Source organism: Nocardioides renjunii (assembly GCF_034661175.1).
GTDB lineage: Bacteria > Actinomycetota > Actinomycetes > Propionibacteriales > Nocardioidaceae > Nocardioides > Nocardioides renjunii.
Genome location: NZ_CP141058.1, coordinates 656,764 through 673,489, shown reverse-complemented (window position 1 = coordinate 673,489; position 16,726 = coordinate 656,764). Strand labels below are relative to the sequence as shown.

The 16,726-nt window shown below is 72.8% G+C and carries 17 protein-coding genes and 3 tRNA genes; 3 read left to right on the top strand and 17 right to left on the bottom strand.

The annotated features are described in order from the left end of the window. Positions 1 to 12: 12 nt before the first annotated feature. The 6 genes from SHK17_RS03165 to SHK17_RS03140 all read right to left on the bottom strand — a co-directional run bounded on the left by SHK17_RS03165 (position 13) and on the right by SHK17_RS03140 (position 3,712). Positions 13 to 870, bottom strand: a complete 858-nt coding sequence (locus SHK17_RS03165; RefSeq protein ID WP_322921049.1) for a hypothetical protein — start codon at positions 868 to 870, stop codon at positions 13 to 15. 169 nt (positions 871 to 1,039) lie between these two features. Beyond that, complete coding sequence (gene rplA / locus SHK17_RS03160; RefSeq protein WP_172269615.1) at positions 1,040 to 1,762, bottom strand: 50S ribosomal protein L1; 723 nt, start codon at positions 1,760 to 1,762, stop codon at positions 1,040 to 1,042. A gap of 62 nt (positions 1,763 to 1,824) precedes the next feature. Further along, positions 1,825 to 2,253, bottom strand: a complete 429-nt coding sequence (gene rplK, locus SHK17_RS03155; RefSeq protein ID WP_172269613.1) for a 50S ribosomal protein L11 — start codon at positions 2,251 to 2,253, stop codon at positions 1,825 to 1,827. A gap of 103 nt (positions 2,254 to 2,356) precedes the next feature. Further along, positions 2,357 to 3,247, bottom strand: a complete 891-nt coding sequence (gene nusG, locus SHK17_RS03150; RefSeq protein ID WP_322921048.1) for a transcription termination/antitermination protein NusG — start codon at positions 3,245 to 3,247, stop codon at positions 2,357 to 2,359. 96 nt (positions 3,248 to 3,343) lie between these two features. Next, the gene (gene secE, locus SHK17_RS03145; protein WP_172269611.1) at positions 3,344 to 3,598 is read right to left on the bottom strand and encodes a preprotein translocase subunit SecE; all 255 of its coding nucleotides are present in this window, start codon (positions 3,596 to 3,598) and stop codon (positions 3,344 to 3,346) included. 41 nt (positions 3,599 to 3,639) lie between these two features. Further along, positions 3,640 to 3,712 (bottom strand) — tRNA-Trp (locus SHK17_RS03140). Positions 3,713 to 3,861: 149 nt separating this feature from the next. On the opposite strand from SHK17_RS03140, the gene SHK17_RS03135 reads away from it, so the two are divergent. Then, positions 3,862 to 4,902 (top strand): adenosine deaminase, encoded by a 1,041-nt coding sequence (locus SHK17_RS03135; protein ID WP_322921047.1) that lies wholly within the window; start codon positions 3,862 to 3,864, stop codon positions 4,900 to 4,902. Positions 4,903 to 4,916: 14 nt separating this feature from the next. On the opposite strand, the gene SHK17_RS03130 is transcribed toward SHK17_RS03135, so the two are convergent. The 11 genes from SHK17_RS03130 to SHK17_RS03080 all read right to left on the bottom strand — a co-directional run bounded on the left by SHK17_RS03130 (position 4,917) and on the right by SHK17_RS03080 (position 12,797). Further along, positions 4,917 to 5,981 (bottom strand): UDP-N-acetylmuramate dehydrogenase, encoded by a 1,065-nt coding sequence (locus SHK17_RS03130; RefSeq protein ID WP_172269607.1) that lies wholly within the window; start codon positions 5,979 to 5,981, stop codon positions 4,917 to 4,919. Further along, positions 5,974 to 6,372 (bottom strand): MaoC/PaaZ C-terminal domain-containing protein, encoded by a 399-nt coding sequence (locus SHK17_RS03125; protein WP_172269606.1) that lies wholly within the window; start codon positions 6,370 to 6,372, stop codon positions 5,974 to 5,976. The genes SHK17_RS03130 and SHK17_RS03125 overlap by 8 nt, the downstream gene beginning before the upstream one ends. After that, positions 6,369 to 6,779: an FAS1-like dehydratase domain-containing protein gene (locus SHK17_RS03120; RefSeq protein WP_172269604.1), complete on the bottom strand. Its 411-nt coding sequence runs from the start codon at positions 6,777 to 6,779 to the stop codon at positions 6,369 to 6,371. The genes SHK17_RS03125 and SHK17_RS03120 overlap by 4 nt, the downstream gene beginning before the upstream one ends. A 69-nt stretch (positions 6,780 to 6,848) precedes the next feature. Next, the gene (rpmG, locus tag SHK17_RS03115; protein ID WP_056907127.1) at positions 6,849 to 7,019 is read right to left on the bottom strand and encodes a 50S ribosomal protein L33; all 171 of its coding nucleotides are present in this window, start codon (positions 7,017 to 7,019) and stop codon (positions 6,849 to 6,851) included. Between the two features lie 41 nt (positions 7,020 to 7,060). Beyond that, positions 7,061 to 7,137: transfer RNA gene (locus SHK17_RS03110), tRNA-Met, on the bottom strand. A 36-nt stretch (positions 7,138 to 7,173) separates the two neighbouring features. Beyond that, positions 7,174 to 7,246, bottom strand: a tRNA-Thr gene (locus SHK17_RS03105). A 46-nt stretch (positions 7,247 to 7,292) separates the two neighbouring features. Next, positions 7,293 to 8,708 (bottom strand): amidase, encoded by a 1,416-nt coding sequence (locus SHK17_RS03100; protein ID WP_322921046.1) that lies wholly within the window; start codon positions 8,706 to 8,708, stop codon positions 7,293 to 7,295. Between the two features lie 22 nt (positions 8,709 to 8,730). Next, a complete protein-coding gene (locus SHK17_RS03095; RefSeq protein WP_322921045.1) occupies positions 8,731 to 9,333 on the bottom strand; it encodes a DNA-3-methyladenine glycosylase I in 603 nt (200 codons plus the stop codon). Between the two features lie 41 nt (positions 9,334 to 9,374). Further along, the gene (locus SHK17_RS03090) at positions 9,375 to 10,100 is read right to left on the bottom strand and encodes a DUF2652 domain-containing protein (protein WP_322424997.1); all 726 of its coding nucleotides are present in this window, start codon (positions 10,098 to 10,100) and stop codon (positions 9,375 to 9,377) included. Positions 10,101 to 10,138: 38 nt separating this feature from the next. Next, positions 10,139 to 11,827: an MFS transporter gene (locus SHK17_RS03085; RefSeq protein ID WP_322921044.1), complete on the bottom strand. Its 1,689-nt coding sequence runs from the start codon at positions 11,825 to 11,827 to the stop codon at positions 10,139 to 10,141. Positions 11,828 to 11,879: 52 nt separating this feature from the next. Then, positions 11,880 to 12,797, bottom strand: coding sequence for a pirin family protein (locus SHK17_RS03080; protein WP_322424999.1), 918 nt, complete (start codon positions 12,795 to 12,797; stop codon positions 11,880 to 11,882). Positions 12,798 to 12,888: 91 nt separating this feature from the next. Between SHK17_RS03080 and SHK17_RS03075 the strand changes: the two genes are divergently transcribed. Together SHK17_RS03075 and SHK17_RS03070 are read left to right on the top strand one after the other, a co-directional pair. Next, on the top strand, positions 12,889 to 14,772 hold the full coding sequence (locus tag SHK17_RS03075) for an ABC transporter ATP-binding protein (RefSeq protein ID WP_322921043.1): 1,884 nt from the start codon (positions 12,889 to 12,891) through the stop codon (positions 14,770 to 14,772). Continuing rightward, on the top strand, positions 14,769 to 16,706 hold the full coding sequence (locus SHK17_RS03070; RefSeq protein WP_322425001.1) for an ABC transporter ATP-binding protein: 1,938 nt from the start codon (positions 14,769 to 14,771) through the stop codon (positions 16,704 to 16,706). The genes SHK17_RS03075 and SHK17_RS03070 overlap by 4 nt, the downstream gene beginning before the upstream one ends. Positions 16,707 to 16,726: the final 20 nt, after the last annotated feature.

The window sequence follows — 16,726 nt, the reverse complement described above, 5'->3', positions numbered from 1 at the left end:
CCTCTCCCGGGATCAGGCGCCCGGGAAGTCCTCGGTGACCTCGCTGGCCGGCGGCGCCTCGATCTCGACGTCGGTGCCGAAGTCGGAGTAGGTGCCCTCGGTCGTGGAGCTCGTGGCCGGGCCGCCACCGGCGGCCGGCAGCTCCAGCGTCTGGGTGAACTTGCGCGGCAGGTCGTCGGCGTCGACCCACATCTCGGTGACGAGCTCCTGGGGCAGCATGTCGGCCATGGCCGGCGGGAACTCCATCGCCTCGAGGTACTTCGTCGGGTCGAGCGTGATGCGGTAGTGGTTGGTCTCGACGCCGTCGACGTCCTCGGTGCCCACGAGCTCCAGCTTCTTGGGCGTCTCCATGGCCTTGAACATGACCTCGGGGTCGGTGGCCTTGCCGATCATGCCGAACAGCGAGTTGGGGTCGCTCAGGTCGATCTTGATCCACTTGTCGCCGGTGCCGAGCGCGGGCGACTTCATGTACATCGCCTTGCCGAGCAGGATCATCTCCATCGCCTGGGCGCCGGTGCTCGACGCCTTCATCTCGACGCCGTCGTCGCCGAAGCGGGCCTGGCCGGTCATGTTCTGCGCCTGGCCGTTGGTCTCGGCGACCGTCTCGAAGTTGAACGTCTCGGCCTCGCGCATCGCGGCCATCACCGAGGGGTAGAAGTCCTCCGCGGACAGCTCGGCGAGCGAGGCCGCCTCGGCGTCACCCTCCTCCTCGGGGGCGTCGCTCTCCTCGGTGGAGGCGGCGCCCTCGTCGGTGGCGGAGCTCGGGGATTCCGACGACTCCGAGTCGTCGCTGCAGGCGGTGGCGCCGACGCCGATCGTCAGCACCAGGGCGGCGGTGCCGAGGCGGCGGGCAAGGGTGGTGACGCGCATGTGCAGCTCCTGGGAACGAGGCGAGGTCGAGGTCGAGCGGGGACGGGCGACGGTGCGCCCGACCCCTTCCTACCCGATGCTTCCACACCGAAACGGCGTCCCCGAAAAGCACGACGGTCCGGCCGCCCCGAGGGGCGACCGGACCGACGTGACCGGGGACGGGCCAGGCTCAGGCCTGGACGGCCTCGTCTTCCGAGGCGACGTTCTTGACGCGGTTGGGGTCGACCTGGATGCCGGGGCCCATCGTCGTCGAGACGGTGATCTTCTTGATGTAGCGGCCCTTGGAGCTGGCCGGCTTGAGCCGCAGCACCTCCTCGAGGGCAGCCGCGTAGTTCTCCGCGAGCTGGGCCTCGGAGAAGGACGCCTTGCCGATGATGAAGTGCAGGTTGGCGTGCCGGTCGACGCGGAACTCGATCTTGCCGCCCTTGATGTCCGAGACGGCCTTGGCGACGTCGGGGGTCACCGTGCCCGTCTTGGGGTTGGGCATGAGCGAGCGGGGGCCGAGGACGCGACCGAGGCGGCCGACCTTGCCCATCATGTCGGGCGTCGCCACGACGGCGTCGAAGTCGAGCCAGCCGCCGGCGACCTTCTCGATGAGCTCGTCGCTGCCGACGTGCTCGGCGCCGGCCTCACGGGCGGCGTCGGCCTTGTCGCCGTTGGCGAACACGAGGACACGGGCGGTCTTGCCGGTGCCGTGCGGGAGGTTGACGGTGCCGCGGACCATCTGGTCGGCCTTGCGCGGGTCGACACCCAGGCGCATGACGACGTCGAGGGTCTCGTCGAACTTCTTCTTGGAGCCGCCCTTGGCGATCTTGATGGCGGTCAGCGGGGCGTAGATCTCGTCCTTGTCGAACGACTCTGCCGCCGCGCGGTAGGTCTTGCTGCGCTGCATGGTCTTCTCGTTTCTGTGGTGCGAAGGATGTGGTCAGCGAGCCAGCGCGGCTCTCCCACGTGTCAGTCGGTGGTGACGCCCATCGAGCGCGCGGTGCCCTCGACGATCTTCATGGCCGCCTCGAGGTCGTTGGCGTTGAGGTCGGGCAGCTTGGTGGTGGCGATGTCGCGGATCTGGTCCTTGGTCAGCTTGCCGACCTTGTCCTTGTGCGGCACGCCCGAGCCCTTGGAGAGCCCGGCGGCCTTCTTGATCAGCTCAGCGGCCGGCGGCGTCTTGGTGATGAAGTCGAACGTGCGGTCCTCGTAGATGGTGATCTCGACGGGGATGACGTTGCCGCGCATGGACTCGGTCTGGGCGTTGTAGGCCTTGCAGAAGTCCATGATGTTGACGCCGTGCGGGCCGAGCGCCGTACCGACCGGCGGGGCCGGGGTGGCCGAGCCGGCCTGCAGCTGCACCTTGACCAGTGCGGCGATCTTCTTCTTGGGAGGCATTGCCTTCTCTTTCTCTCATGTGGTCATGACGAGGGCCGATGCCCCCTGCCACGGGTTGTCGCTTGTTCCATTGTCGCTCCGCGGGACGGAGGCGACGAAATCGTCAGACGCGCTGGATCTGGCTGAACGACAGCTCGACCGGCGTCTCGCGGCCGAAGATCTCGACCAGCGCCTTGACGCGCTGCGACTCGGCGTTGATCTCGGTGATCGTGGCGTGCAGCGTGGCGAACGGGCCGTCGACGACCATCACCGAGTCGGAGACGTCGAAGTCGGCGACCTCGACCGGCTTGCGCGGCGTGGTGGAGGCACCCTTGTCGCCGGACGCGGCGGCCTCGGCCTCGGCGACGGCCACGACGGCCGGCGCGAGCATGTCCTCGACCTCGCTCATGCTGAGCGGGACCGGCTGGTGGCTGTGGCCCACGAACCCGGTGACCGAGGGCGTGTGGCGCACGGCGGACCAGGACTCGTCGGTGAGGTCCATGCGGACCAGGACGTAGCCGGGCAGGACGGTGCGGGTGACCATCTTGCGCTGGCCGTTCTTGATCTCCGCGACCTCCTCGGTGGGGACCACGATCTCGTGGATGTAGTCCTCCATGTTGAGGGAGATGATGCGGTTCTCGAGGTTGTGCTTGACCCGCTTCTCCATGCCGGAGTAGGTGTGCACTACGAACCAGTCGCCCGGCTTGGCCCACAGCTCGCGGCGGAAGGCCTCGAGCGGGTCGTCGGCCTCGGTCTCGGCGGGCTCGTCGTCAGCCACGGCCTCGTCCTCGTCGACGACGTCGGCGGACGCCTCGTCGGCGGAGACGTCGGCGGCGTCCTCGTCGGCCTGCTCGGCCTCGTCGATGTCGGCGTCCACGTCGATGTCCACGTCGGTGTCGACCTCGGTGTCGACCTCGGTGTCCTCGACGGAGTCCACGCCGGCGTCCTCCGGGGTCGCCTCGTCGTAGGACTCGACCTGGTCGTCGACCGGGTCCACGTCACTGTTCTCAGACACGTCTCACTCCGTACGTCGTTGCTGGGGTCCGGTCACCGGGACCGGGGGGCCGGGATGACCCGGCGGATCACGAGCGGTGGAACCACTGCTCCGTCGTCACTGGGTGTTGCTGCCGGTGAAGACCTCGAAGACCAGCTTCCCGAAGGCCAGGTCCAGGAGCGTCACCAGCGCCATGATCACGATGACGAAGACCAGCACCACGAAGAAGTAGGTGATCAGCTGCTGCTGGGTGGGCCACACCACCTTGCGGAGCTCGGCCACCACCTGGCGCAGGAACGTGGCGGGGCTGGTGCGCCCACGGTCGTCGCCGCGCGAGTCGCGCCGGTCCTGAACCGCGTTGCCGTCGGCCACGTTTCCCACCTTCTCGTTGTTGCTGCTGCTGTGCTTCCTCGCAGGGCACGAGGGACTTGAACCCCCAACCTTCGGTTTTGGAGACCGATGCTCTGCCAGTTGAGCTAGTGCCCTCCGGTGGTCCCGTCCCCATCACTGGGGGCATGCCGAAGCATCTGGCGAAACCACCAATCGGGAAGCATACGGGGCCGATCCAGTCCCAGTCGAACCGAGGGGAGGATCCGCACGCCGGGCGGGTCGGTCGCCCCGCCTACGATGCGCGCATGACGGGTGAGGGGGTGGGCCGGGGCGAGCGGCCGCGCGAGGTGTCCGAGCTGCCGAAGGCGCACCTCCACCTGCACTTCACCGGCTCGATGCGCCACGCCACGCTCCTCGAGCTCGCCGAGCGCGACGACATCGCCCTTCCGGACTCCCTGGTCGAGGACTGGCCGCCCGTGCTCAGCGCCGCCGACGAGAAGGGCTGGTTCCGCTTCCAGCGGCTCTACGACGTGGCGCGCTCGGTGCTGCGCACGCCCGACGACGTACGCCGCCTGGTGCTGGAGGCGGCCGAGGACGACGTGCGCGACGGCGGGCGGTGGCTCGAGATCCAGGTCGACCCGAGCGGCTACGCCGCGCGGTTCGGCGGCATCACCGCGTTCACCGACCTGGTCCTCGACTGCGTCCGCGACGCCTCGGAGCGGACCGGCCTCGGGATGGCGGTGGTGGTCGCGGCCAACCGCACGCGCCACCCCCTCGACGCCCGCACGCTGGCCCGGCTGGCTGCGCAGTACGCCGGACGCGGGGTGGTCGGGTTCGGGCTGTCCAACGACGAGCGGCGTGGCCGGACCGAGGACTTCGCGGGCGCGTTCCAGATCGCCGAGCGGGCCGGCCTGGTGCTCGTGCCCCACGGCGGCGAGCTGCGGGGACCGGACCACGTCCGCACCTGCCTCGACAGCCTCGGAGCGCAGCGGCTCGGCCACGGCGTGCGCAGCGCCGAGGACCCCGAGCTGCTGGACCGGATCGTGTCCCGCGGCATCGCGCTGGAGGTGTGCCCGGTCTCCAACGTCTCGCTGGGCGTCTACTCCGACCTCACGTCGGTGCCGCTGCCCCAGCTGCTCGCCGCCGGCGCGACCGTCGCGCTGGGCGCCGACGACCCGCTGCTCTTCGGCTCGCGGCTGGCGGGGCAGTACGCCACGATGCGGGCCGCGCACGACCTCGACGACGCGACGCTGGCCCGGCTGGCGGAGATGTCGTTCGAGGCGTCGCAGGCGCCGTCCGACGTGGTCGAGGCGGCCCGGCGCGACATCGCCGCCTGGCTGGCCTGACGGGCTGCTCGAGGTCAGCCGTCGAGCGAGCAGCCCACGGTCACCGGCTCGTTGACGAGGGTGACGCCGAAGCGCTCGCGGACCCCGTCGCGGACCTCCCGGGCCAGGGTGAGCAGCTCGTCGGTCGTGGCGCCGCCGCGGTTGGTGAGCGCGAGCGTGTGCTTGGTCGAGAGGCTGACCCGCTCCCCCGCCTCGCCGCTCGTGAAGCCCTTCCCGAAGCCCGCCCGCTCGATCAGCCAGGCGGCGCTCGACTTCACGGTCCCGTCCGGCTGCTCCCAGCGCGGCGCGTCCGCCGGCAGCACGGCGGCCTGCTCGGGGGTGAGGACGGGGTTGGTGAAGAACGACCCGGCGCTCCACGTGTCGGGGTCGCCGTCGTCGAGGACCATGCCCTTGCCCGAGCGCAGCGCCAGCACCGCCTCGCGCACGGCTGCCAGCGGCGCCCGCTGCCCGACCTCGACGCCGAGGCGGCGGGCCAGCTCGGCGTACGTCACCGGCTCGGACAGGTCGCCCTGCCGCAGCTGGAAGGTCACCTCGAGCACGAGGTAGCGCCCGGGCTCGGCCTTGAAGCGGCTGTGGCGGTAGCCGAACCCGCAGTCCGCGGCGGCGAAGGTGCGCTGGGTGCGCTCGACCCGGTCCCACGTGCGGACCCGGGCGATGGTCTGGGAGACGTCCTGGCCGTAGGCGCCGACGTTCTGGATCGGGGTCGACCCGACGGCGCCGGGGATCCCGGAGAGGGCCTCGATGCCGGCCCACCCCTGCGCGACGGCGAGGGCGACGAGGGCGTCCCAGTCCTCGCCCGCGGCGACGGTGAGCACCACGCCGCCGCACTGGGCCAGGGCGTCGACGTCGCACGTGTCGGTGTCGGCGTGCACGCCGGTCGTGGCGACCTGCACGACCCGGCCGTCGAACCCCGCGTCGGCGACGACGAGGTTGGAGCCGCCGGCGAGCACCAGCACGGGCGTGCCCGCGGCGTCGGCGTCGGCCACGGCGGCGACCAGCTCGGCCTCGGTGGTGGCACGCACCCACTCCCGACCGGGGCCACCCAGGCGCAGGGTGGTGTGGTCGCGCAGGTCAGGCACGCACGACCGCCTTGGGCATGCCGAGCACCTTCTGGCCGCCGCAGGTGACCTCGAGCGCGAGGGTCACCAGGTCGTCGGCGACCGACTTGACCGTGCCGCCGACCACGACCTCGGCGCCGCCCTCGGCGGGCACCACGACGGGGCTGGTGAACTTCGCCCCCAGGTCGACGACCTCGGCGCCACCGGTCCACCCCGCGACGGCGGTGCCGACCAGGGCGAGGGTGTACATCCCGTGGGCGATCACGCCGGGGAGGCCGACGCTGCGGGCCACGTCCTCGTCCTGGTGGATCGGGTTGTGGTCGCCGCTCGCCTCGGCGTAGGCCACGAGGTCGGCGCGGGTGACCGTGAAGGTCGCCGGGGGCAGGACGTCGCCGGCGCTGAGGGTGCTCATGCGTCACCGTCCGATCCGGAGGAGTGCACGAGCGTGGCCTTGCCGGTGCAGACGACCGCGCCCGCGGCGTCGACGATCTCGCTGCTCGTCGCGATGATGTCGGCCCCGCCGATCTGGCGCAGGCCGGTGACCGTCAGGGTGGCGCGCAGCTCGTCGCCGGCCACGAGCGGGCGGGCGTAGGCGAAGCGCTGCTCGCCGTGGACGATGCGGTGCAGGTCGATCCGCTCGGCGTCGAGGAAGGCCTGCATGGCGTCGAAGGCGAGCACGATCGGGAAGGTCGGCGGGACCACCTCGGGGGCGCCGGGGTGGCCGACGGCCGCGGCGAAGGCGCTGACCCGCTCGGGGGTCACGGACAGGGGCGCCGGTGCGGGGAACGCGCGTCCCACCAGCGAGGGGTCGACGGGCATGGCACCGAGCCTACAAACACGACAACCCGTCCGAGTGCTCGGACGGGTCGGGTGCGACGACGGACGACGTCAGCGGGTCTCGCGGTGGATCGTGTGCCGACGGTCGCGCGGGCAGAACTTCTTCAGCTCGATCCGGTCGGGATCGTTGCGTCGGTTCTTCTTGGTGATGTAGTTGCGCTCCTTGCACTCCGTGCACGCGAGCGTGATCTTGGGGCGGACGTCAGAGCTCTTGCTGGCCATGGGAGATCCTTGGGTTGCGGGGTGGTGCGGCGTGGGACTGGTGGTAGCGGGGGCGGGACTCGAACCCGCGACACCACGATTATGAGCCGTGTGCTCTAACCACCTGAGCTACCCCGCCGCGGAGGACGGACACCCCGGAGGAGGTCCGACCCAGAGCCCCTTTACGGAATCGAACCGTAGACCTTCTCCTTACCATGGAGACGCTCTGCCGACTGAGCTAAAGGGGCAACGACGGAGAACGATACACAGGCCCCGCCACGATGAGAAATCGGCTCAGCCGGCCTCTGCGGAGGCGTGGATCCGGGGCCACCCGACGGCCTCCTCGAGCTCGTAGGACAGGCCCAGCAGGCGGGCCTCGCGACCCGCGCCGGCCCCCAGCATCATGCCCTGCGGCAGTCCCGCGGCCGTCGTGGCGAGGGGCAGCGAGACGGCCGGCTCACCGGTCGCGTTCTGGAGCGGCGTGAACGCCACCCACTCCATCAGTCGCGTCATGATCTCGTCGTAGTCCTGGTCGGGGCGCAGGTGTCCGACGCGGGGCGTCTCGGTGGCCAGGGTCGGGGTGAGGGTGACGTCGTACGACGCGCGGTGGCGGGCGGCGAGGTGCTGGGAGCGGCGCAGCACGGCGATCGAGTACGGCTGCTTGTGCAGGTTGCGGGCGGCGTGCCTGGCCAGCCCCAGGGTCAGGTTGTCGAGCTTGGTGGGGTCCCACGTGGCGCCGAAGTCCTTGCGGCCGCGGCGCGCGATCACCAGCGCGAGCATCGACCAGAACCGCACGAAGTGCTCCGGGAAGCTGTCGGGGATCGGGTTGTCGATCTCCTCCACGTGGTGGCCGAGCGACTCCAGCAGCGCGGCGGTGCGCAGGGTCAACTCGCGCACCTCGGGGCTGGAGTCGCGTCCGATGCCCTGGGTGACGACGGCGATGCGGAGCCGAGCACGGCCCGGCCGGGTGATGTCGCCGACCGGCGCGAGGAGCGGGTTGCGCCAGATCTTCTCGGCCTCGCGGTAGAACGCCGCGGTGTCGCGCACGCTGCGTGTCAGCACGCCGTCGGAGACGATGCGGACGGGCATCTCGCGCATCATCCGGTCCTGGGCGAGCCGGCCGCGGGTCGGCTTGAGGCCGACCAGCCCGTTGACCGCCGCCGGGATGCGGATGGAGCCGCCGCCGTCGTTGGCGTGGGCGATCGGGACGGCGCCGGCGGCCACCAGCGCGGCCGACCCGGCGGACGAGGCGCCGGCGTAGTGGTCGAGGTTCCACGGCGAGCGCACCGCGCCCAGCCTCACGTGGTCCGCGGCGCCGGAGAAGCCGAACTCGGAGAGCTGGGTCTTGCCCAGCGGGATCAGCCCGGTCGCGAGGTACATCCGGGCGAAGTCGCCGTCGGCCTTCGCCGGCTCGGCGGTGAAGGCGTCCGCACCGTGCTGGGTGGGCATCCCGGCGACGTCGACGTTGTCCTTGACGAACGTGGGCACCCCGGCGAAGAAGCCACCGCGCGGCGAGCGAGCCTCCTCGCGCGCCCGGTCGTAGGCGGCGTGGGCGACCGCGCCGAGGGCGGCGTCGACCTTCTCGGTGCGGGCGACGGCCGCGTCGACGACCTCCAGGATCGAGACGTCACCGGCGCGCAGGGCGGCCACCAGCCCGCAGGCGTCGAGGTCGGCCAGGGCGTCGTCGGAGAAGGCGTGCACGCGCGTCATGTCGGGAGGCTAGGCCATCCGCTCAACCCGCGACACCCCGCCGGTGGCAGCCCTCGAGGTGGTCGTCCACCAGGCCGATGGCCTCCATCAGCGCATGCATCGTGGTGGGTCCGACGTGGGCGAAGCCGGCCTTCTTGAGGGCCTTCGACAGCGCCAGCGACTCCGGCGACGTGGTCGGCACGTCGGCGGTCGTGCGCGGAGCGAGGCCCGGCTCGGGCCGGAACGACCAGATGAACGCCTCCAGCCCACCGCTGTCGCGCAGCGCGACGGTCGCCCGGGCGTTGGCGATGGCGGCGTCGACCTTGCGGCGGTTGCGGACGATGCCGGCGTCGGCCATCAGCCGCTCGACGTCGGCGGGACCGAAGGCGGCCACCGCGTCGGCGTCGAAGCCGGCGAAGGCGGCACGGAAGTGCTCGCGCTTGTTGAGGATGGTCAGCCACGACAGGCCCGACTGGAACGCCTCCAGCGTCAGCCGCTCGAGGTGGGCGGCCTCACCGTGGACGCGCAGCCCCCACTCGGTGTCGTGGTAGGCCAGGTTGACCGGGTCGCCGGCGCCCCAGGGGCAGCGCGCCACGCCGTCGGCGCCCACGACGGGGCCTGCGCCCCTGACCGGTTCCGTCTCCACGTCCGCATCCTCGCGCACGGCACCGACAGGAGGCTGGGCCTTCAGCCGACGGGCTGCACGGCACCCCGGCCGCGGCCGCGCCGGCCGAGCATGTAGGGCAGGCCCGCGCCGGCGGCGTACGCCGTCCGCGCGAGGCGACCGCGCCAGGTGGGCCGCGGCAGGGGCGTCGGGTCGCCAGCCGGGAGGTCGCGCACGTCGACGTAGAAGGCCCGCAGCGGACCGAACCCCTCGAGCACGGGCTCGACCTGCTGCACGTCGGCCGGCAGCGCCGGCGAGCCGCCGTCGTAGAGCTCCTCGCTGAGCAGGACGTACTCGCGCAGCGGGACGGGGTTCTTGAGCAGGCGGTGGACCAGGATGACGTCGATGCCGACCAGCTTGAGCCGGTCGCGGATCGTCTGCGTGGCCACCTCGCCGACGTGGGCGACGAACTTGAGGGTGAGGTTGGCGGCCTCCTTGCACCCCGAGCAGGGGCACAGGTTGGTGGCGACGTACTCGCGCTCGACGTGGAAGGCGCGGTGCATGGCCGCCGCGGAGCGGGCGACCTCGGCCACCAGCTCGTCGTGGTCGCTGGTGCCGACCTCGCGGTGGAGGAACGCGGCGTCGCCCTCGATCTCGATGAGCTCGAGGCCGGGCACGGCGTCGACGACCGTGGCGAGGAGCCGGCCGGTGTTGACCTCGGCGTGCGCGAGGCTCATCCGGTGGGTGCTCATGTAGTCGGTGTAGCCACCGATGTCGGCGATGAGCAGGAGCCCGCGCGCAGAAGCCATGGCTCACAGTGGCAGACCGGCGGACCACCCACCAGCCCTCACGACCCCGGAGGACTCCCGGTCGCCGGCCGGTCCGGGTCGTAGCGCTCGAGCAGCCGGTCGACGCCGACGACGGCCTCGCTGGCGCTGGGCGTCCAGCCCGTCACGACGGTCAGGAAGTGCTCCGAGCGCAGCGCCCGCAGGCGTACGCCGGTCCGCGCGACGACGGTGGCGGTGCGGGTGCTGCGCCGCAGCAGGGCGATCTCGCCGAAGCCCTCGCCCGGCCCGAGCGTGGCGACGACCCGGCCGTCGCCCACCACGTCGACCTCGCCGGACTCGACGACGTAGTAGCGGTCCCCCGTCTCGCCCCGGCTGAAGACGGTCGCCCCCGCCGGGAGGTCGACGGACTCGAGGCCGCGCGCGAGGTGCTCGACGGAGGGCAGCGGGAGGGTGCGCAGCATCGGCACGCGCTGGAGGAGGCCGACGGCCTCGTCGTGCACCCCGACGGTCCGGTCGAGGGCGCGCAGCCGCCACCACGAGGCGCCGGCCAGCACGGGGCAGACCAGGCCGACCACGACGAGGGCCGGGCGCAGGCCCCAGGCGGCCACGGCCCACGAGGCGGCGACGGCGCCCAGGCCGATCGAGACGGCGACCGTGCTCTCCAGGACGCCGAAGACGCGGGCCAGCACCGCGTCGGGCGCCAGCCGGCCCAGGAGGGTGAACCCCGCTACGTCGATGAGCGCGTTGCCGACGCCGATCATCGCCATGGCCACCAGCGCGGGGACGTCGTGAGGCACGAGCCCGACGAGCACGAGCGGCAGGCCCCAGAGCGTGACGCCGAGGGCGAACCACGCGCCGAGCCGGCGGGTGCCGACGAGCAAGGAGGCGGCGAGCGAGCCGAGGACGGCGCCGACGCCCACGGCGGTCATCAGCGTCCCGGCGCCGGGCTCGCCGCGGTCGAGCAGCTCGATGGATACCAGCACCGAGAAGACGGTGAGCGCCCCGCGCGTGAGGGACTGGGCCGCGGCGAGGCCGAGCACCAGCGCCAGCCCGCCGTCGCCCGCGACGGCGCGCAGGCCGTCGACCACCTCGCGCCCGAGGTGCCGGCCGGCGACCGTGGGCCGCGGCGGGGCGTCGTAGCGCAGCCGGAGCAGCAGCGCGGCCGACCAGAGCGAGGCCGCCGCGGCGACCCCGAACACCACGTCGACGTCGGCGACCTCGAGCAGCACCGCGGCCAGCAGCGGACCCACGAGCGTGGCCACCGAGTCGAGCATCCCGCGCACCACGTTGGCGCTGGCCAGCTCGTGCCCGGTGTGGCACAGGGACGGCAGGAGCGCGGAGTGCGCCGGCCGGAACAGCGTGGCGGCGACCGTCGAGAGGACGGCGAGGGCGTAGATCGCGATCGGGGCACCGCCGAGCGCGGCGACGACCGCGGCGGCCGCCGTGACGATCCCGCGCGCGGTCGAGACCACGACCAGCACGCGCTCGCGGCGCCCGCGGTCGGCGTACGGCGACAGCAGGGGCGCGCAGATCGCGGACGGCACCATCCGCAGCAGCCCGACGAGGCCGAGCGCGGCGGCGCCGCCGTCGCGGTAGGCCACGATGCCCAGGGCCACCGTGAAGGCCCACTCGGCGGTCCAGGCGCCGAGGAAGCTCAGCTGGGCCCGGCGCAGGAGGGGGTTGCGTGCGTTGCTGGTGAAGGCGGACGCGGCGTCGGCCAGCCGCTGGGTGCCCGTGACCGCCGCCATGGACCGACAGTAGGACGTGCCGCCGCGGGCGACATGCCCTCGATGAGGGAGGTCAGTGCCGGAGCTTGAGCCGGACGTGGGGCAGGGGCGGTGCCGGGATCGGGTCCATCTCGATGTCGACGAGGCCGTAGCGGCCGTCGACGATCCGGCCGTCGCGGATCTGCGCCTGCCACTCGTCGCGGTAGCCGACGATCTCGTCGTGGGTGCGGCCGATGAAGTTCCACCACATGACGATCGGCTCGCCGAACGGCGGCCCGCCGAGCACGAGCAGGCGCGACTCCTCGAGGGCGGTGACGGTCAGCGTGGTGCGTCCGGCGGCGACGCAGGCGAGGTCGGTCGGCTTGACCTCGGTGCCGTCGACCGCGAGCAGGCCGACGTCGAGCAGGACGCCGTGCTCGAACGTCTCGTCGACCTCGAGCTCGAGGGTCCGGCCCGTCGCCAGCATCAGCTCGGCCCCCAGCAGCGGCGTGTGGGTGGCCACCGGGGACTCCGCGCCGAGCAGGGAGCCGAGGAAGACGCGGGCCTCCCACCCGGGACCACGCACCGGCTGCGGGGCGAAGTGCTCGAAGCCGGGGTCGGTGTGTCGGCTCCCCTCGGGCAGCGCGATCCACAGCTGGGCGCCGTGGAGCACCGACGTCCCGGTCGTCGAGACCTCGGTGTGGCTGATGCCGCGGCCCGCCGTCATCAGGTTGAGCTCGCCGGGACGCACGACCGCCCGGTGCCCCGCGGAGTCGCGGTGCTCGATCTCGCCCTCGAAGAGCCAGCTCGCGGTCTGGAGGCCGGTGTGGGGGTGCGGCGCGACGACCATGCCGCCGGTCTGCTCGACCTCGTCCGGCCCGTAGTGGTCGACGAAGCACCAGGCACCGATCAGGGACCGGTGGCGCTGCGGGAGCGTGCGTCGTACGCGCATGGCCCGGGGACCGCCCAGCGGGACCTCGCGCGAGGTGAGCACGTCGATGTGCGAAGTCATCGTGGCCACCGTACCCGCAGGGGTGAACGGGCGCGCCCCCTCGTTAATGCTTAGGGCCGATGAGGTCCGGGCGCCTAGGGTTCGACCTGACATGCAGGACTTCCCTCCCCGGATCGCGACGTTCTTCTCCGGTTCAGACGACGCCCCCACGCCCGACCCCGACACCCGGTCGCCCGTGGCGTTCCTGCGGTGGGTCGTGGGCCAGCAGAAGGCACTCATCGCGCTGTCCTCGCTGTGCTACTCGCTGTGGTTCCTGCCGATGACCCTCGGGCCGTGGATCTTCGGCCGGGCCGTCGACCAGGGCGTCGTGGGCGGCGACGAGGCCGCCCTCCTGGGGTGGGCCGCGCTGCTCCTCGGCGTGGTCGTGATTGGGGGCGTCTTCGGCGTCGTCTCACACACGCTCGTGGTCCGCAGCTGGCTCGTCGCCCTCTACGGCACGCTCGAGATGGTCACCCGCAAGGTCGCGCAGATGGGGCACGTGCTGCCCCGCCGCTCACCCACCGGTGAGGTGCTGAGCGTCGCCTCCAGCGACTCCGACGAGTTCGGGGCGTTCACCGAGATCGTGGCCCGCGCGACCGGGCAGCTGGTGTCCTACCTGACGGTGGCGTTCATCGTGCTGTCGATGTCGTGGGAGCTGGGCCTGCTGACGCTCGTCGCCGCCCCCGTGCTGCTGGGCGCGGCGCTGCCGCTCCTGCGGCCGCTGCACCGCCGCCAGCAGCTCGAGCGCTCGCGCACCTCCGACCTCACGTCGATGGCCACCGACATCGTGGCCGGGCTGCGCATCCTGCGCGGCATCGGCGGCGAGCAGACCTTCGGCGCCAACTACGACCGCCAGTCGCAGTCGGCCAAGGAGGCCGGCGTCGGCGCCGGCATCTGGCAGGCCGTCGTCGAGGCCGTGGGCGTGCTGCTGTCGGGGATCTTCCTCGTGGCGCTGGTCTGGCTCGGCACCCGCGAGGTCGAGTCGGGCGACCTCAGCGTCGGCGAGCTCATCACCTTCCTGGGCTACGGCCTCTTCATGGTCGGGCCCATCCGCACCTTCTTCGAGTTCGCGCAGAAGGGCGTCCGCTCGCTCGTCAGCGCGCGCAAGGCCATCGCGATCTTCGAGCAGCGCCCGCCGTGGCGCGCACCGGCCGAGCCGGTCGCCCTCGACGGCTCCGCCGCCCTCCACGACTCCTCCAGCGGCCTGACCGTGCGGCCGGGCATCCTCACCGTGGTGGTGAGCGCGGTCCCGGAGCAGAGCTCGGCGCTCGCCGACCGCCTCGGTCGCTACCTGCCCGCCGACACCGAGCCCGTCCCGGCCGAGGACGACGACGACACCAAGGGCCGTGCCGCCCGGCGCGCCCGGGCCGAGCGTGCGCGCGAGCGGGCCCGCATCGCCGCGCTCGACGAGGAGAAGGCCCGCCGCGACTGGGGCGTCACGCTCGGTGGCGTCGACCTGGCCCGGGCCGACCTCGACGACGTACGCCGCCGGGTGCTGGTCAGCGACACGAGCAGCCAGCTCTTCGCCGGCACGCTGCAGGACGCCGTCGACCCGCACGCGCGGCTGACGCGCGAGCAGGCCGAGCAGGCGTTGCGCGTCGCCAACGCCGAGGACGTCTACGACGCGCTGCCCGAGGGCTGGCAGGGCCAGCTCGAGGAGCGTGGCCGCGGGCTGTCCGGCGGGCAGCGCCAGCGCGTCGTCCTCGCCCGCGCCGTCGCGGCCGACCCGCCGGTCCTGGTGCTGGTGGAGCCCACCTCCGCGGTCGACGCCCACACCGAGGCGCGGATCGCGGAGCGGGTCGCCGAGACCCGCCGCGGGCGCACCACCGTGGTCACGACCGTCTCACCGCTCTGGCTGCACCACGCCGACCACGTCGTGCTGCTGCACGACGGCACGGTCGTCGCGGAGGGCCGCCACGCCGACCTGCTGGCCGGGGACGACGACTACCGGCGCGTGGTCGCCCGGGCGCTCGACGCCGAGGAGGTCGTGCGATGAGCAGCTCGACGGGCACCGACCTGCTCGCGACCTCGGCCGACACCTGGCGCGACCGGACCGACGACCCGCCCGTCGTGCCACCGGAGCTGCACCCGCCGGAGCACGCCGGGCTCCGCGAGCGCCACCGCGCCCTGTGGCAGCGGCACGCCCTGCGTCGGCAGCGCGCCGAGGACGTCTACGACGCCTCGCGCAACCCGGTGCGCGGGTGGCCGGTCTCCGGCAACCGGGCGGTGCTCGCGTTCTTCGGTGACCTCGTGCGCCGCCGCAAGCGCTCGTTCGCCGTGCTGGTGCTCCTCAACGCGCTCGCCGCGGGCTCGGCGCTCGTCGTCCCGAGGCTGCTCGGCTCGCTGGTCAACCGCGTCCAGTCGCAGGGCGCCTCCGTCGACGGCCTCGACGGCCTGGCTCTCACCGTCATCGGCGTCGTGGTCCTGCAGTCGCTGTTCACCTTCGGCGCCCAGCGCACGTCCACCCACTTCGGCCAGGACCTGCTTGCCTCGGCCCGCGAGTACATCGTCGCCACGATCCTCCGGCTGCCGGTGGGCCGGGTCGAGGGCGCCAGCACCGGCGACCTCGTCACGCGCGTCACCCGCGACGTGGGCACCATGGCGCGGTCCGTGCAGTGGGGCGTGCCGAGGCTGCTGATCTCGCTGCTCACGGTCGTGCTCTCGGTCGTCGCCATGCTGCTGAACTCGCTCGTGCTGGCCGTCCCGGCACTGCTGGTCTTCGCGCTCTGCACCCCCGCCGTGCGCACCTACCTGCGCCGGGCACCGAAGGCCTACATCACCGAGGGCGCCACCTACTCGCGGATCAACACCACCCTCACCGAGACGGTCGAGGGGGCGCGCACCGTCGAGGCGCTGGGCCTGTCCGGGGCCCGGGTGCGGGCCGGCGGCGACGACATCGAGGTCTCGGCGCAGGCCGAGCGCTACGGCATGACGCTGCGCAACGTGCTCTTCGCCGCCCTCAACGGCGCCTTCCAGGTGCCGCAGGTCGTCACCCTCGTGGTCGGCGCCTACGGCTACAGCCGCGGGTGGGTGGACCTCGGGCAGATCACCGCCGCGATGCTCTACGTCGTCGCGCTGGCCGAGCCGCTCGACGCCGTGATCGGCGAGGTGGACCGCCTGCAGGTCGGCGCCGCGTCGACGAGCCGGCTGCTCGGCATCGCCGAGGTGCCGCCCGACCGCGAGCCCGGCGACCGCCTCCCCGACGGCGTCGAGCTGGTCGGCGACGACCTCCGCTTCGCCTACCGCGAGGGCCACGACGTGCTGCACGGCGTCGACCTGCGGCTGCGCACCGGCGAGCGCCTGGCCGTGGTGGGGCCGAGCGGCTCGGGCAAGTCGACGCTGGGCCGGCTCCTGGCCGGCATCAACCGTCCGCGCACCGGGTCGGCCCGTGTGGGCGGCGTCGACCTCGTCGACCTGCCGCTCGAGGTGCTGCGCACCGAGGTCGCGCTCGTCACTCAGGAGCACCACGTCTTCATCGGCACCGTGCGCGACAACATCGTCCTGGCGCGCGAGGCGTCGTCCGACGACGCCGTCCGCGAGGCGCTGCGGGCCGTCGGCTCGCTGGCGTGGGTCGAGCGGCTGCCCGAGGGGCTCGACACGATGATCGGCTCCGGCCGCTACGCGCTGACCCCGGCCCAGGCGCAGCAGGTCGCGCTCGCCCGCCTGATCATCGCGGACCCGCACACGCTGGTCCTCGACGAGGCCACCTCCCTCATCGACCCCCGGACCGCCCGCACGCTCGAGGGGTCGATGAACAACCTGCTCGAGGGCCGCACCGTGGTGGCCATCGCCCACCGGCTGCACACCGCCCACGACGCCGACCGGATCGCGGTGGTCCTCGACGGGCGCATCGTCGAGCTGGGCAGCCACGACGAGCTGGTCGAGCTGGACGGGGAGTACGCCGCCCTCTGGCGCGCCTGGACCTCCTGACGACTTCCGCCTGACGGGTG